At 71.0% G+C, this 14,849-nt stretch carries 13 protein-coding genes; 8 read left to right on the plus strand and 5 right to left on the minus strand.

Features of this window, described 5'->3' with window-relative positions; all coding sequences use genetic code 11:
- Positions 1 to 2: 2 nt before the first annotated feature.
- Together B0I33_RS00540 and B0I33_RS00545 are read right to left on the minus strand one after the other, a co-directional pair.
- Complete coding sequence (locus B0I33_RS00540; protein WP_106176496.1) at positions 3 to 2,195, minus strand: hypothetical protein; 2,193 nt, start codon at positions 2,193 to 2,195, stop codon at positions 3 to 5.
- Entirely contained in the window at positions 2,192 to 3,094 is a 903-nt protein-coding gene (locus B0I33_RS00545; protein ID WP_106176497.1) for a 5'-methylthioadenosine/S-adenosylhomocysteine nucleosidase, read from the minus strand. The genes B0I33_RS00540 and B0I33_RS00545 overlap by 4 nt, the downstream gene beginning before the upstream one ends.
- Positions 3,095 to 3,319: 225 nt before the next feature.
- Between B0I33_RS00545 and B0I33_RS00550 the strand changes: the two genes are divergently transcribed.
- Both B0I33_RS00550 and B0I33_RS00555 read left to right on the plus strand, forming a co-directional pair.
- Positions 3,320 to 4,033, plus strand: coding sequence for an NUDIX hydrolase (locus B0I33_RS00550; protein ID WP_245900373.1), 714 nt, complete (start codon positions 3,320 to 3,322; stop codon positions 4,031 to 4,033).
- Between the two features lie 128 nt (positions 4,034 to 4,161).
- On the plus strand, positions 4,162 to 5,613 hold the full coding sequence (locus B0I33_RS00555; protein ID WP_106176499.1) for an Nramp family divalent metal transporter: 1,452 nt from the start codon (positions 4,162 to 4,164) through the stop codon (positions 5,611 to 5,613).
- 60 nt (positions 5,614 to 5,673) lie between these two features.
- Here B0I33_RS00555 and B0I33_RS00560 read toward each other — a convergent pair whose 3' ends face one another.
- Positions 5,674 to 6,345 (minus strand): TetR/AcrR family transcriptional regulator, encoded by a 672-nt coding sequence (locus B0I33_RS00560; RefSeq protein WP_106176500.1) that lies wholly within the window; start codon positions 6,343 to 6,345, stop codon positions 5,674 to 5,676.
- A 96-nt stretch (positions 6,346 to 6,441) separates the two neighbouring features.
- Between B0I33_RS00560 and B0I33_RS00565 the strand changes: the two genes are divergently transcribed.
- From B0I33_RS00565 to B0I33_RS00590, 6 genes are all read left to right on the plus strand, one after another.
- Positions 6,442 to 7,428: a DMT family transporter gene (locus tag B0I33_RS00565; RefSeq protein ID WP_106176501.1), complete on the plus strand. Its 987-nt coding sequence runs from the start codon at positions 6,442 to 6,444 to the stop codon at positions 7,426 to 7,428.
- A gap of 74 nt (positions 7,429 to 7,502) precedes the next feature.
- Complete coding sequence (idi, locus tag B0I33_RS00570; protein WP_106176966.1) at positions 7,503 to 8,105, plus strand: isopentenyl-diphosphate Delta-isomerase; 603 nt, start codon at positions 7,503 to 7,505, stop codon at positions 8,103 to 8,105.
- A gap of 252 nt (positions 8,106 to 8,357) precedes the next feature.
- Positions 8,358 to 10,760: a sensor histidine kinase gene (locus tag B0I33_RS00575; RefSeq protein ID WP_281259329.1), complete on the plus strand. Its 2,403-nt coding sequence runs from the start codon at positions 8,358 to 8,360 to the stop codon at positions 10,758 to 10,760.
- 25 nt (positions 10,761 to 10,785) lie between these two features.
- Positions 10,786 to 11,211 carry a roadblock/LC7 domain-containing protein gene (locus B0I33_RS00580; protein ID WP_106176503.1) on the plus strand — a complete coding sequence of 142 codons (426 nt, stop codon included), beginning with the start codon at positions 10,786 to 10,788 and terminating at the stop codon, positions 11,209 to 11,211.
- Entirely contained in the window at positions 11,211 to 11,576 is a 366-nt protein-coding gene (locus B0I33_RS00585; RefSeq protein WP_106176504.1) for a DUF742 domain-containing protein, read from the plus strand. Before B0I33_RS00580 ends, B0I33_RS00585 begins: the two co-directional genes overlap by 1 nt.
- The gene (locus B0I33_RS00590) at positions 11,557 to 12,171 is read left to right on the plus strand and encodes a GTP-binding protein (RefSeq protein WP_106176505.1); all 615 of its coding nucleotides are present in this window, start codon (positions 11,557 to 11,559) and stop codon (positions 12,169 to 12,171) included. Before B0I33_RS00585 ends, B0I33_RS00590 begins: the two co-directional genes overlap by 20 nt.
- Before the next feature lie 100 nt (positions 12,172 to 12,271).
- Here the strand turns inward: B0I33_RS00590 and B0I33_RS00595 are convergent, their stop codons facing one another.
- Both B0I33_RS00595 and B0I33_RS00600 read right to left on the minus strand, forming a co-directional pair.
- A complete protein-coding gene (locus tag B0I33_RS00595; RefSeq protein WP_106176506.1) occupies positions 12,272 to 13,654 on the minus strand; it encodes a tryptophanase in 1,383 nt (460 codons plus the stop codon).
- 20 nt (positions 13,655 to 13,674) lie between these two features.
- Positions 13,675 to 14,802 (minus strand): tryptophan dimethylallyltransferase family protein, encoded by a 1,128-nt coding sequence (locus tag B0I33_RS00600; protein WP_106176507.1) that lies wholly within the window; start codon positions 14,800 to 14,802, stop codon positions 13,675 to 13,677.
- Positions 14,803 to 14,849: the final 47 nt, after the last annotated feature.

Below are 14,849 nucleotides of genomic sequence, written 5' to 3' on the forward strand. Positions count from 1 at the left end.
CGTCACGACGGCGGCGCGTCGTCCGGTGCTCCGACGCGCACCGGCAGAGGGTGGACGCCTTCCGCCCCAGGCGGTCGTGTTCGGCGCGGACGGGTCGAGTCGCCTGCGGAGTCGGACAGCCAGCGCCGCATCCTGCGCTGCCTCCGCTGCTGCTCCCGTGCGGTCCAGTCGCCGCCCTCGGCCGCGACCGTCTCCAGGATCCGCAGCGCGGCCGTGATGCCGGAGTTCTCCAACGCGAGTTCCTCTGCGGTGTCCGGCGCGTTCCACGGCGAGCCCGCCGGATCCTCGCGTGCCGTGTCCGGCCGGATCGTCAGGGAGGTCCCGTCGACGAACCGCAAACCCAGCGAGGGGGCCTTGGCCACGAGATGGTCGGCCGTCGCGGCGTGAGCCGGCTGGTAGCGGTTCCCGCTCCGGCTGATCGTCGCGGCCACGAGCACCTGGTAGCGGAACGCCGTGCGCTCCTGGCTCCAGAGGGTGGCGTGGAGGAAGTCCAGCCGGAAGCGGACCTGCCGGACGCCGTTCTTCGTGAGGAGGAAGACGATGACGTGGTAGGAGGAGTATCTCAGTGGTCCGCCACTCACCCTCGCCCGGTTCGCCCCGCCGCTGGCCTGGGTCAGCACGACGTGACTCAGGAGATCCCGGTAGGCGAGCCCGCAGTCCCGCACCGCCGCCGCGAGGACGTAGGTCTTGTCCCGGTCGAGCCACTCACCCATCTCGTCGTCGCTGGGCCGGTCCGCCAGCACGCCCCGCCACCGGTCGTACTCGGCCTGTTCGTCGCGCAGCACGGCGTCGGCCTCCGCCTGGGCGGCGATGCCGTCCTGTCGCGCGGCGACGATCGAGGCCAGACTGTGCGCGCCCAGCACGCCACCGATGAGCAGCAGGGGCGCTGCCACGGCGCCGCCCATCGGCACCATGGTGACCGCCGCCGCGACGGCGAGGCACCGGCCGGCGGCGACACCGACCCGCTCCCGCAGCGGCGGCGCGAGGTCGGCGCGGTGGCTTCGCAGGGAGCCGTCTTGCAACGCCTCCCTCGTTCCGCGCGCGTGGAACCGCACCAGCCAGCGCAGCTGCCCGGGCTCGACCCGGGAGTTCCCGTAGAGGTCCGCGACGATGAACGCCAGTCGTTTGCGGATCCCGCTCGTGGTGCGTTCCCAGTTCGGGTCCGACGGCGGTGCCGCCCTGGCGAACTCGTCCTCCACGAGCCGGGCGACGCGTGTCGTGAACTCCGACGTCACCCAGTGGCCGGGCTGGGCAGGCAGGTCGGCCGCGGCTCCCTGATGTTCCTTCTCCTTGCGCCGTAGCGTCATGGCGCGGGTGCGCAGGACCGTGTCGTACCTGGTTGCGGTGGCGATCCCCGCGAGCAGTGCCAGCACGGTGAGCAGGAGCAGGGCCGGGTTGCGTGCGCCGGTGGCGGCCCAGCCGCCGGCGAGCACCCCGGCGACGAGCAGGACGAGGCCGGACGCGGTGTGCGGCACCTCCGGCCAGCCCGGCCGGTAGGGCTCGGTGCGCCGGCGTCGCGGGGCTGCCGGGTCGGGCTCGAAGAACTTCCATGCCCGGTACGCCCGTGAGTTCCGCCTGCGCTCCGAGTCGAGCGCCCGCAGCCGGTCGGTGCCGAGGTCGTTCTCGGTCACCCCGCTGAGCAGCATGTCGAGATGGCGATGGAGCTCCGTCCGCCGCTCCGGTGGGAGCGTGCCGATGCGGCCGAGGATCTCGTTCGCCAAGGCCGGGTCCCGTGTGGCCGCCCCGTCCTGGTACCACGCCGCGCCCACGATGCGGCGAATGACGAGCGCCGAGGCGGTCCACTCGTCTTCCTCGGTCCCGTCCGGTATCCGGGTCGCGTAGTCGACCTTCTCCGCGACCACGTCGTCGATCTCGTTGAGCGAGCGCCCGCCCAGGACGGCGAGCGCGTGGTAGTAGCGGAACCGGGTGGGTCCGTATCCCGACCGGCTCACCTCGTCGAGGATGCGTTCCGCCATGCGCGGCGATCCACCGCACAGGAAGTGCAGGGCGATTTCGAACTTCCGTTCCGGCGGGTCGTCATCGCGGTAGGAGTAGTGGTTCGACAGGTGGATCGTCGTCTCGCCGTAGTTGATCTCGTTCTGCTGGCCGACCGTCGTCGGCCCCTCCGCTCCGGAGCGCTCGGGCTCCCCGGCAGGCTGGGGTGTGTCCGCCCGCCACTCGCCGTCCCCGGTCACCTGTGCTCACCGACTTGCCCGACGTGCATGGTGAACACCCCGTAGTTGACGCCGTTCTGCTGGCCGATGGTCGTGTGGTCGCCGGCCCGGTTGACGGCGGTACCCGTTCCGTGCCGGGGACCGTCCGGGTCCGGCGCGGGCCGGGCGGGATCCCGAGGGGAGTCGAGTTCACCGGCTAGGGCGAGCGCGAAGCGGGCGGCGTTGTGGGCGGCGACCTGTTGCCAGCCGGCACTGTCCCCGCGCTCCTTCTCGCCGTCTGCGTGGTCGCTGATGCCGCGCACGGTGATCGTCGGAACCGAGTCGTTGAGGTGGCCCGCGCTCGCGAGACCGGCGCTTTCCATCTCGATGGCCACCGCGTCGTTGTAGCGGTCGCGGAGGAGCGCCGCCGTCGGAGACGCCGCGGAGTCCAGCACGACGTCCCCGGCCGCGACTGGACCGAACAGGATGTCGGGTTCGCCGTGCCCGTCGAGCGAGATGAACTCGTGCCGCCAGCGCGCGGTCCTGGCGAGGACCCTCGCCCGCTGGTCACAGGTGTGGGTGAGGTCCCACGACCGCGGCCTGCTGCGGAAGCCGGTGTCGTCGCTGCGCCCGCCGTGATAGGCGTAGATCCGGGTCGCGACGACGACGTCTCCCAGGTGCAGCCACGGACGGAGGGCTCCCGCGACGCCCACGAACATGAGCGCGCTCGGGCGGAACTCGTTCACCGAGCGTTCCGCCAGGGTGGCGGCCGGCAGGTTGCCCATTCCGGAGAAGGCGAGCGCGATCTCGGTCCGTGCCTCGTCCTTCGTTCTTCCGATGTCGAAATGCGTTCCGGAGCGGTGTTCGTGACCCTCGACGTCGTCGATTCGGTCGAGGACCGCGCGGTGTTCGACTTCCAGTGCGGTGAGCACGACAATCATCCGTTCATCTCCCAGGACAGGGCGACTCGCGACCGGTGTGGTCGCTGGTTTGGCGTCGCGTGATGCGAGTCGGTGGGCGGTCGACGTGAGCGGCGCTCGGATCCCGCGCCGTGCCATGGCGAGCGCTGACGTTACCGACGCGGTATCTTCTCGTCAAGATGACGATTAATGGCACGTCCGAGGGTGGCCCCCTCGGACGTGCGGGCGGCAGGTCAGGATGGCCCGGTGAACGATGAGAGGAACTGGAAGATCCCCGAGGTCGCGGTGAGCGTGGACGTCGCGATCCTGACCGTGCGCTCCGGGGCGTTGCACATCCTCCTTGTCTGGCGCGCGATCGAGCCGTTCGCCGGAATGCGCGCGCTGCCGGGTGGGTTCCTGTCCTCCGTCGAGGAGGACATCGACGTCTCGGCACGCAGGGAACTCGCGGAGGAGACCGGTTTGGACGCCGACCGGTTCCACTTGGAACAGTTGCGGACCTACGGGGCGCCCCGGCGGGACCCCCGGATGCGCGTCGTCACCGTGTGCTACCTGGCGTTGGTTCCGAACCTGCCGGATCCGGTCGCCGGTGGGGACGCCTCGGCGGCGTCGTGGGTTCCCGTCGCTGAGGTGCTCGAGGGCCGGCTGCCACTGGCGTTCGACCACCACGGCATCGTCCTCGACGCGGTGGAGCGAGCGCGGAGCAAGATCGAGTACACGACGCTGGCGACGGCGTTCTGCGACGAGGAGTTCACCGTCGCCGAGTTGCGGGAGGTATACGAGATCGTGTGGGGCGAGATCATCGATCCCCGCAACTTCCATCGCAAGGTGACCGGAGCCAAGGACTTCCTGGTGCCGACCGGCCGGAAGACGACGCGCAACGGCGGACGGCCGGCGGAGCTGTACCGGCGGGGAACGGCGACCCTGTTGCATCCGGCGTTCCTGCGAGGGCACCAGGCATGACGGTCGCTTGCCGGACAGTGCACGGCTGTTCATCATTTGACACCATCGGGTGATGTGCGTCACTCTCTGACGGCACGCCTGCGCGCCGGGTAGGACTCATTCGCTCGCGGTGAGGTGAGGGCAGCCATATGACCAAAGCCAGTGGCCCGAAGCGAGACCAGCCGACACTGCCGAGCAAGCACCTGCCGGCTCCGGAATTCCGAGATCTGCCCAACCCGGTGCCGCTGCGCAAGGTCACCGGCGCGAGCGTGATCATCCTGGCGACGGCGATCGGGTCGGGGGAGATGATCCTCTGGCCGTACATCACCTCCCAGATCGGGTTCGTCTTCATCTGGGCCGCGATCGTCGGCTTCGCCATCCAGTTCTTCCTGAACATGGAGATCGAGCGCTACACCCTCGCCACGGGCGAGACCGCGATCACCGGCTTCGCGCGGTTGTGGAAGCCGTGGTGGTGGTTGTTCATCGTCTTCGCCCTGCTGCAGAACTTCTGGCCGGGCTGGGCGACGGGCGCGTCCACCACGTTCTCGTTCGCGCTCGGGCTCGGTGACGACGCGCCGATCGTGCCGGTGACGATCGCCGCGCTGGTGGCCATCGGCATCACGCTCACCCTGTCCCCGGTGGTCTACCAGGTGGTCGAGAAGATCCAGGGCCTGCTCGTCGCGCTGATCATGCTGTTCGTCATCGTCGCCATTCCCCTGGCCACGACGACCGACGCGTGGAGCGCCCTGGTGACCGAGGGCGTCGGTGACATCGGCTTCCCGATCGGCCACGACGACCTGAGCATCGCGCTGCTCCTCGGCGCGCTCGCGTTCGCCGGCGCGGGCGGCGCGAACAACCTCGTGCAGAGCAACTACATCCGCGACAAGGGGATGGGCATGGGCCTGCGCATCCCGCGGATCGTCTCGCCGCTCACCGGGCAGGAGGAGGCGCGGCCGTCCCTGGGCTACGTGTTCCCGACCGACGAGGACAACATGCGCCGGTGGCGCGGCTGGTGGCGGGTCGCGAACTGGGAGCAGTTCATCACGTTCTTCCTCCTCGGCGTGGTCTCCCTGGTGATCCTGTCGGTGCTCGCCTACTCGACGCTGCCGGTCGGCCAGGTGGAACAGCAGGACCTCGCGTTCCTGCAGACGGAGGGGCAGGCGCTGCAGGACACCGTGGCGCCGTGGTTCGGCACCGCGTTCTGGGCGGCGGCGACCGTGGCGCTGTTCTCCACCAACCTCGGGATCATCGACTACACGTGCCGGCTGGTCGCGGACCAGCTCAAGATCAACGCACTCAAGGACAGCTCGTTCTGGTCGGAGAGCAAGATCTATGCGGCGTTCGTCTGGCTGATGATCGTCGTGGGCTCGGTGATCCTGCTGTCCGGTGTGGACCAGCCGTTCCTGCTCGTCGTGATCTCGTCGTCGATCGCCGGCGTGCAGATGTTCATCTACTCCGGACTGTTGATGATGCTCAACCGCAAGGCGCTGCCGGCGCCACTCAAGATCGGCGGGGTCCGGCTGGCGGTGCTGGCGGTGTCGTTCCTGTTCTTCGGCTTCCTCTCGGTCCTGCTCGTCGTCGACAACCTCGGCGGGTCGTGATGGCACTGAAACAGTTGTGGCTGCGCGTGCTCGTCGCGCTGGTGATCTGGATGGGGCTGCTCACGCTGATGTGGGCGGTGGGCATTCTCCGCTGAAGCCGCTGACGCCGCTGACGAGGACCCGCCTGGCGAGCCCGCCGAGCCCGGCGGCGATACGCTCGGGCGGGAAGCCGAGATCGTGCCGCTGGTGCCGGTACACCTCCGGGGCGAGCGGCGCGAGCAGGCTGTCCACGAGCACCTCCGGATCGGCGGTGCCCGCGTCGGCCAGCAGCGCGCGGACGTGGGCGCGCCAGAAGCCGTAGGCTCCCGCCGCGAACCGGGCCCGGCCGGTCTCCGCGCCCAGCACGAGATGCAGGTGCCGCTCCAGTAGCTCCACCATGGCGGCGTAGAAGGCGGCGAGGCGCTCGCCGGGTGCCGCGCCCGGCCCCAGCGGCGCGGGGCCGCGCAGCACCCGGTCCTGCAGCCGCCGCTCGTGCTCGTCGAGCAGCGCCGTCGCGATCGACGCCGGATCCGGGTAGCGGCGGTAGAGCGTCGCCCTGCCCACCCCGGCCTCGCGGGCGATCTCGTCCATCGTGACCTGGCGCGCGTCACCTCTGGCGAACACCCGCTCCGCCGCCGCGAGCACGCGCGCCCGGTTGCGGGCCGCGTCCGCCCGCTCGCGGGGCAGCGGCCCGCGTCCGGCCGGGGTGTCGCCGAGGACCGGTAGCTCCGCGGGAGTACGCGCCGTCGCCATGGCCTCATGCTAGCCCGCTCCGCAGAAAGTGGACACCATGTCCGGATGTCGCTACGGTGAAACGGTCACAGTGTCCGCTTATGGGGGAGGTCCGTCATGCACTCCGTGTTCCTGCTCGCCGCCCTGCTGGTCGGCGGCCTGCTCGCCGTCCAGGCTTCGGCGAACGTGCGGCTCACCGGGGCCGTCGGCACGCCCTACGCGGCGGCCACCCTCCAGCTCGGCCTCGCCGCCGCGCTGCTCGGCGGCCTCGCCGTGGCGGCAGGCGCCACCGGGTCGCTGCCCGCGCTCGCGGACGTCCCGGCGTGGCAGCTGCTCGGCGGGCTCGCCAGCCCGCTCTACATCACCAGCGCGATCCTGCTGTTCCCCCGGCTCGGCGCGGTGTCCTCGGTCGGGCTGTTCGTCACCGGCCAGCTGGCGGCGTCGCTGGCGCTCGACCTGTTCGGCCCGATCGGCGTTCCCCGGCGCGGGCTGACGGTCGGCGCCGGGCTCGGTGCCCTCGCCGTGCTGGCCGGGATCACGGTCGTCCTGCGCGGGCAGCGGGCGGGCACGCACGGCGCCGTGGCGGGCGGCGGCCGCCCACGGGCGGCCTGGATCGTCCTCGGTGTCGCCGCCGGTGCCGCGCTGCCCGTGCAGGGCGCGGTGAACGCCGCCCTGCTGCGCACGCTGCGCGAGCCGTTCGCCGTCGCGCTGACCAGCTTCACGGTCGCGACGGCGGCCATCCTCGTGCTGTCGCTCGCCCTGCTCGTGGCGGGCCGGACGCCGAGGCCCGCGGTCCGCCCGCTGGCGGACATGCCGTGGTGGGGCTGGGCCGGCGCGGGTTGCGCCGCGGCGTACGTGACGGCGACGTTCCTGCTGATCCCCGTGATCGGCGCGGCGACGACCGTCGCGCTCACCGTGACGGGCCAGCAGCTCGCGTCGGCGGCGATCGATGGGCGCGGCCTGTTCCTGCTGCCGCGCCGCCCGCTCACCACGGCCCGCGTGGCCGGGCTGTCGTTGCTGGTCGTGGGCTCGGGACTGGTCCAGATGTCCTCAGTGGACATCGGAGGGCCGCCGGAGGAGGAGCCGGGGAGCGCTATGGGGTAGCTCACCGGCCTTGCCAGGAACGGGCGGCACCGTCGATGATCGTCCGGCGGACGACAGGGAAGGTGGTCGGGAACATGACGCCAGCGCTCGACCCCGGCGTCGAGTACGTCGTGCTGTGCGGGGAGAACCACGAGGCCGTCGGCTACGCGCCGAAGGCCGAGGTGCACCACAGTGACACCCCACTGCACCTGGCCTTCTCCTGCTACCTGTTCGACGAGCGGGGACGTTTCCTCGTCAGCTGGCGGGCGCGGAGCAAGCGCACCTGGCCCGGGGTGCGGACCAACTCCTGCTGCGGGCACCCGGGGCCGGGCGAGCCGGTCGACGAGGCGGTGGCCCGGCGGCTCGACGACGAGCTGGGCGTGGCCGCCGACCGGATCGAGCTCGTGCTGCCCGCCTTCCGCTACCAGGCGACGATGCCGGACGGCACGCGGGAGAACGAGGTCTGCCCGGTCTACCGGGCCACGGTCCGCGCGCCGCGCCCGCTGCGGCCGAACCCGGCCGAGGTGGACGATGCGCGATGGGTGCCGTGGCACGAGTTCGTCGCCGAGGTGCGAGACGATCCCGAGTCCGTCTCACCGTGGTGCGCGCTCCAGGTGTCCGCGCTCGGCGAGCTCGGACCCGACCCGTTCGCCTGGCCGGTGCGGCCGGAGACGGAGCTGCCGGCGGCCGCCCGGTGATTTTCGCAGTTCCCGGCGGTTGAGCGGTTTCCCGGGCCCCGCGAAGGAGGGGCCGCGGTCGGCGGGAAATCCGGATGCGCCATCATCTGCACCCTGCAGAGTGTCCGAATACGAGTGGTCGGTGACTGTGACCGTTACGCAGGGTGACCGTCGAGCCCCGGTGGGTGGGTGGCGCACCTCCGCGATCGCATCGCGTGCGCTCCGGGCCGATGGTTCGGACCTCGTGACCGGCCATGCCCCGGGTGGAGCGTCGTGAAAAAAGAGAAGCAGTCCGGCGAAGGACATCACAAGTCGATCCGGAAACGCCTGACCGGGACGGTGCTGATACCGAGTATCGCGCTGCTCGCCATGTGGACGGGCGTGTCCGCGTATTTCGTCATCGAGGCCGTGTACGTCAGGACCGTCGCCTCCAGCGTCCAGGACGTGTCCATTCCCGCGGTCACGGCACTGGGTTCGATCCAGCAGGAGCGGCAGCTGAGCCTCGTCTACCTGGAACGGCCGCAGGTCGGCCTGCGGGATCTCCAGGCCCAGCAGCAGGAGATCGACCGGTCGCTGACCGAACTCCGGAGCGCGATGGCGCCGGTCAAGGAACTGGTGCCCGCCGAGATCGCCGACCGGATGAACGACCTGGAGAGCCGGCTGGACCGGCTGCCCGTGATCCGGGCGGAGATCAACCTCAGGACGATCTCGCCCGGGCAGGTCAACGACTTCTACAACCAGCTGATCGACACCGCGGCGGGGCTGTTCGACGCCCAGGCGCGCATGGTCCCCGACGTCACCGCCACGCAGGGCGGCATCGCCGCCACCGAGATCTTCCGCGCGGCGGACCAGATGTCGCGGGCCGCGTCGCTGGCGTCGAGCGCCTACGCGCAGGACGGTTTCTCCACTCAGGACCATCTGCGGTTCGCCCAGCTCGTCGGGTCCTACCGGGCCGCGCTGACGAAGCTCGCCCCGTTCATGCGCCCCGAGGTGGGCGAGCACTACCAGGAGATCACCGCGAGCGACGCGTGGAAGCGCCTCAGTGCGGCCGAGGACGCGCTCATCACGTCGGGCCCCGGGTCGCTGCCCGACCCGGGGGTCGGCGCGGTGGTGAACGAGACGCAGTGGCGTGAGCTGACCAGCCACGTCTCGACGGAGCTGACCAACCTCACCGTCGAACAGGCCGACCGCGCCTCGTCCCAGGCGCTGGCCGACGGCAACGACAACCTGCGCACGGTCGTCATCGGCAGCGCGCTGGCGCTGCTCGCCGCGATCGCGTCGATCATCGTCGCCGTCCGGGTGTCGCGGACATTGGTCGACCGCACCCTGATGACCCGGCTCGAGCGGTTGCGCAACGACTCGCTGGAACTCGCCCGGACGCGCCTGCCGAGCATCGTGAGCAGGCTGAAAGGTGGCGAGTCCGTCGACCTCAAGGCCGAGCTGCCCAGGCTGGACCACGGCCGGGACGAGATCGGGCAGGTGGCCGAGGCGTTCAACATCGCCCAGCACACGGCGGTGTCCGCCGCCGTCAGCGAGGCGAAGGCCCGCAGCGGTGTCAACAACGTCTTCCTCGGCATCGCCCACCGCAACCAGGGCCTGGTCCACCGGCAGCTGCAGATCCTCGACCGGATGGAGAGCCGCGAGGAGAACCCGAACCAGCTGGAGGGTCTCTACCAGCTGGACCACCTCGCGACGCGGGCGCGCCGCACCACCGAGAACCTGATCATCCTCGGCGGCAAACAGCCCGGCCGGCGCTGGCGCAAGCCCGTCTGGCTGATGGACGTGCTGCGGGCCGCGGTGTCGGAGACCGAGCACTTCTCCCGCGTCGAGGTGGAGAACGTGCCGAAGATCGCGATCGTCGGCTCCGCCGTGGCCGACACGATCCACCTCGTCGCCGAGCTCGTCGACAACGCCACGTCGTTCTCCCCTCCGGGATCGCCGGTCCACATGACCAGCACGCTGGTGGCACGCGGGGTCGTCGTCGACGTCGCCGACCAGGGCCTCGGGATGAGCGACGAGGTCCAGGAGTGGGCGAACAAGATGATGGCGGAGCCGCCGGAGTTCGACGCGATGGCGCTGCGGGCCGACTCCAGCCTCGGCCTGTTCGTGGTCGCGCGGCTCGCCGCGCGGCTCGGGGTCAAGGTCATGTTCGACTCCTCGCGCTACGGTGGCACCCGCGCCACCGTGCTGATCCCGACCGAGAACCTCGCACGTGAGGTCGGCGACGACGACGTCGACGGTGCCGGTGGCGTGCAGGCGACCGGTGAGCCGGAGCGGCCCGCGGAACCCGTCGGCGCGAGTGACGGGAACGGCGGGCGGTCCACGCAGACCGTCGTCGAGTCCCGTGCGGAGCCGATCGCGTCGAGAACGGTGATGAGCAGCGAAAGTGAAGCGCGGCGGCAGGAGGAGGACACCCGGGTCATCCCGGCGCCCACCATCCCGGCCGCCCAGCCCGACAGTTCCGAGCTCCCCGCGCGCCCCCGGCGGCGCGCGCCGTTGCCGCAACGGCAACCCCAGCAGAACCTCGTGGCGCAGCTGCGGGACGACCCCGAGGGGGACCCGGCTGACATCGAAGCCTTCACCGGCAGGACTCGCAGCACGCTCTCGGCGTTCCACAAGGGCACCCGCAGAGGGCGAGACGCCGACGGTCCAGAAGACCAGACGAGCAACCACTGATCGATAGGGGAATCGGATCTCACCAATGAACGAGAACGGGAACTCCAAGACCGACCTCAACTGGCTGCTTGACGACATGGTGGACCGTGTGGTCGGCGCCCAGCACGCGGTCGTGCTCTCCGCCGACGGCCTGCTCATGGGGAAGTCCGCCGCGCTGGCGAAGGACGACTCCGACCAGCTGTCGGCGATGGCGTCCAGCCTGCAGAGCCTGGCGAAGGGGGTCAGCAAGCATTTCGCGCGGGGCCCGGTCCTGCAGACCCTCATCGAGATGGCGGAGGGCTACCTGTTCGTCTCGGCGGCGGGCCAGGGGGCGTGCCTCGCGGTCCTGGCGGAGGAGACCGTCGACGTCGAGATGATCGCCTACGAGATGAGCCGCCTGGTCAAGCGGGTGGGTGACTACATGTCGGCGGCCCCGCGGGAGGCGGCGGGCTCGGTGGCCGAGGGAACGTGATGGACGAGGACGAATGGTACGACGAGGCGGCGGGGCCGCTGGTGCGGCCTTACGCGATCACCCGTGGCCGGATTCCCGACTCGGAGTTCGAGCTGGACCTGGCCACGCAGGTGATGGCGATCCCGTCCACACAGGACCCGGTCGGGCTCACGCCGGAGCACCTGGCGATCCTGCAGTTGTGCAAGCGCCCCTTCTCGGTGGCGGAGCTCGGCGTCTACATCAAGATTCCGATCGCCGTGGTGAAGGTGTTGTGCGGTGATCTCATCGAGCGCGGCGACGTGATCGTCCGTTCGCCCACGCAGCCCGAGCAGGCCCCGGACTACGAACTACTTCAGGCGGTACTCGATGGTCTCCACAAACTATGACGCCGGCACGTCCGAGAACGTGATCCCGACGCCGGTCAAGATCGTCGTGGCCGGCGGCTTCGGCGCGGGCAAGACGACCATGGTGGGCTCGGTCAGCGAGATCTCGCCGCTGTCCACCGAAGAGCTGATGACCCAGGCCAGCGACGGCGTGGACGACATCACCGGGGTCGAGCGCAAGACGACGACCACGGTGGCGCTGGACTTCGGGCGCATCACCATCTCCCCGCACACCGTGCTGTACCTGTTCGGCACGCCGGGCCAGGACCGCTTCTGGTACATGTGGGACGAGCTGGCGAGGGGCGCGATCGGCACCGTCGTGCTGGTGGACACGCGGCGGCTGGACAGCAGCTTCGCCGCGATCGACTTCTTCGAGCGGCGCAAGATTCCGTTCATCGTCGCGGTCAACTGCTTCGACGGCGCCGACCAGTACGACGAGGAGGAGATCCGCCGGGCGCTGGTGATCGCCCCGCACGTGCCGGTGCTGTTCTTCGACGCACGGCAGCGGGAGTCGAGCAAGCTGGCGCTGATCAAGCTCGTCCGTTACGCGATGAGCAAGCTGCCGAAGCCGGCAGGCATGGTCTCCTCGGCGGGCTGAGCGCAGCACTCGCCGCCCCGAGCGCAGAACTCGCGCGCGCCGCGAGTTCTGCGCTCCGGCGCGCGAGTGCCGCGTTCTCGGTGCGAGAGTGCCGCGCTCGTCACCGGTCGCGGGGCACCTGCCGCATGCGGAGGTTGAAGTGCCGCAGCACGGGTGGCGCGTCGACCACCCGGTACTCGGGCACGCGCTCCGGGTTCTTCGCGATCGACGAGAGCACGTCCGCGACGTACTCGAGATGGCTCTCGGTGTAGGTGCGGCGCGGGATCGCCAGCCGCACCAGCTCGAACGGCGCCGGCGCGACGAGTTCGTGCGCGTCGTCGAACCGGCCGAGGTAGAGCGAGCCCAGCTCGGCACAGCGGATGCCGCCCGCCAGGTACAGCTCGCAGGCGAGCGCGTGGCCGGGGAAGCCGCGCGGCGGAATGTGCGGCAGCAGCCTGCCCGCGTTGAGGTAGAGCGCGTGGATGCCCGCGGGGCGCACGATGTCCACCCCTGCCTCGTTGATCAGGTCGGCGAGGTGCGCCGTCTCCGCCGTGCGGGCGCGCAGGTAGTGCGGGTCGAGCACCTCCCGCAGGCCCTGCGCCACGCGTTCCAGGTCGTGTCCGGCCAGCCCGCCGTAGGTGCGGAAACCCTCGGTGGCGATGAGGTTGGCCTCGCAGCGCTGGGCGAGCCCGGCGTCGCGCAGCGCGATGAACGCGCCCATCGGAGCGATGCCGTCCTTCTTGAGGCTGGTGACGCACCCGTCGGCGAGCCGGAACGCCTCCTGCGCGACCTCGCGGGGCGCATGCCCCCCGTAGCCGGGCTCGCGCTGGGTGACCAGCCACGCGTTCTCGGCGAACCGCGCGGCGTCGAGGAAGAACGGGACACCGTGCCGGTCGCAGAGCCGGCGCACCGCCCGCAGGTTGGCCATCGACACCGGTTGCCCGCCGCCGCCGTTGTTGGTGATCGTGACGAGCACCTGGCCGACACGCCCGCCGTCCGGACCGGTGAGGGTCCGCTCCAGCGCGTCGAGGTCGATGTTGCCCTTGAACGGGTCCGTGCTGTCCAGGTCGGCCGCCTCGGGGCAGGGCAGGTCGCGGGCCTCGGCGCCGGTCAGCTCCACGTTGGCGCGCGTGGTGTCGAAATGGGTGTTGGACAGCGAGATCCGGCCGGGGCCCAGCGCCGAGCCGAACAGGACCCGCTCGGCGGCGCGGCCCTGGTGGACCGGCAGGATGTGCGGTTGCCCGGTCAGCTCGGCGACCACCTCGCGGAAGCGGAAGTAGGAGTCGGAACCCGCGTACGAGCGGTCCGCGCCCGCCGCCGCGGCCTCCTGCGCCGCCGACACCGCGCCCGTGCCGGAGTCGGTGAGCAGGTCGATCGTCACCTTGTTCGCCGGCACGTCGAACATGTTGTAGGCGGCGCCGGCGAGCACTTCTTCCCGCTCCTGCCGGGTGGTGATCGGGATCTCCCGGACGACCTGGATCCGGTACGGAGGGAAGGACTTCACGGCGCACCTGCTTTCTGTCGTCAACCGCCGAGGGGAGCGTCCGCGAGCGGTACGGGCACCGGCCGGGCCGTCCCGCGCCGCGGGGGCGTGACGTCGTAGGCCTCGGAGGAAAGGTAGACCGTCGTGCCGGAGCCGAATCCACCGAGCCGGAGGGACACGTGCGCGAGGAGCCCGCGCCCGTCCCGCAGCGGGCGGCCGGACACCGCGCCGAGCGCCCGGTCGAGATCGGCCGGGTCGAGTCCGTGTTCCGCCAGGAACGACCGGATGCGCGAGCGCGCCGTCTCGTCGTCGGGCACGTAGTCGCGGACGGGGAGGTAGAGGCTGTAGTTGCCAGGGCGGTCGGGGTCGGCCTCGACCAGGGAGTAGCTGGAGATCAGCGGGCGCCCGGCGAACGGCCCGGAGCTTCCGCCGACGAGCGCGCAGAAGCGGCCGATCTCGGACCGGTCGATCCCGCTGACGGCGGCGGCCGCCCGCTCGACGTCCGGCACCGAGGCCGCCGCGTGGGAGACGTACAGCTTGACCCGGGACAGCGGGTCGTCGTCGAGGTCGAGTGCGAAGAACGAGAACCGGTCCCGGTCTCCCCGGCTCAGGGCGTGCGCCAGGACGATGTCGTAGGCGTTGTCCATGCCGAGCCTGCGCAGCCCCTCGGCGACCAGCTCGCGCGCCCGCTCCGGCCCGCGCACGTCCGGGTTGAAGTACACCTTGACGCGGGGCGCCGCCCCCGGCCGGAAGATCAGGGAGAACCAGAGGGCGAACTTCCCGCGCGGCCGTTCGGGCAGGAACAGGTCCTGCACCGCCTCGAACCGGTCGGCGGTGCAGCCGTAGCGTTCGGTCACGGTGTGGAGGAAGCGCCGCGCGGCCGCCACGTTGGCGTCCGGGCCGGGCCGCTCGGCGATCGTCTCGCCGAGAACCCGGATGGCGCGGTCACCGCCGTCGTCGAACGCGAACGAGAACTCGACGGGCGTGGCGTCGTCGGCGACATCCGACGGCCAGAGCGGCCCGGCGGACAGCGGTCGCCCGCCCGCCGCGCCGAGCAGTTCCCGTAGCAGTTCGGCGGGGGTGTCCGTGTCCGTGAACCCGGCCTCTCGGCAGAGGTTCCGAAGCTGCTGACTCGTGTAATCGGACAGAGTAACGTCGGCGCCGTTCACAGTCGCTCCGTGGTCTTGCGGACACTGGTCACTCGTGCCCTCGGCTG

The sequence above is a fragment of the Prauserella shujinwangii genome, from assembly GCF_003001955.1.
Taxonomy (GTDB): domain Bacteria; phylum Actinomycetota; class Actinomycetes; order Mycobacteriales; family Pseudonocardiaceae; genus Qaidamihabitans; species Qaidamihabitans shujinwangii.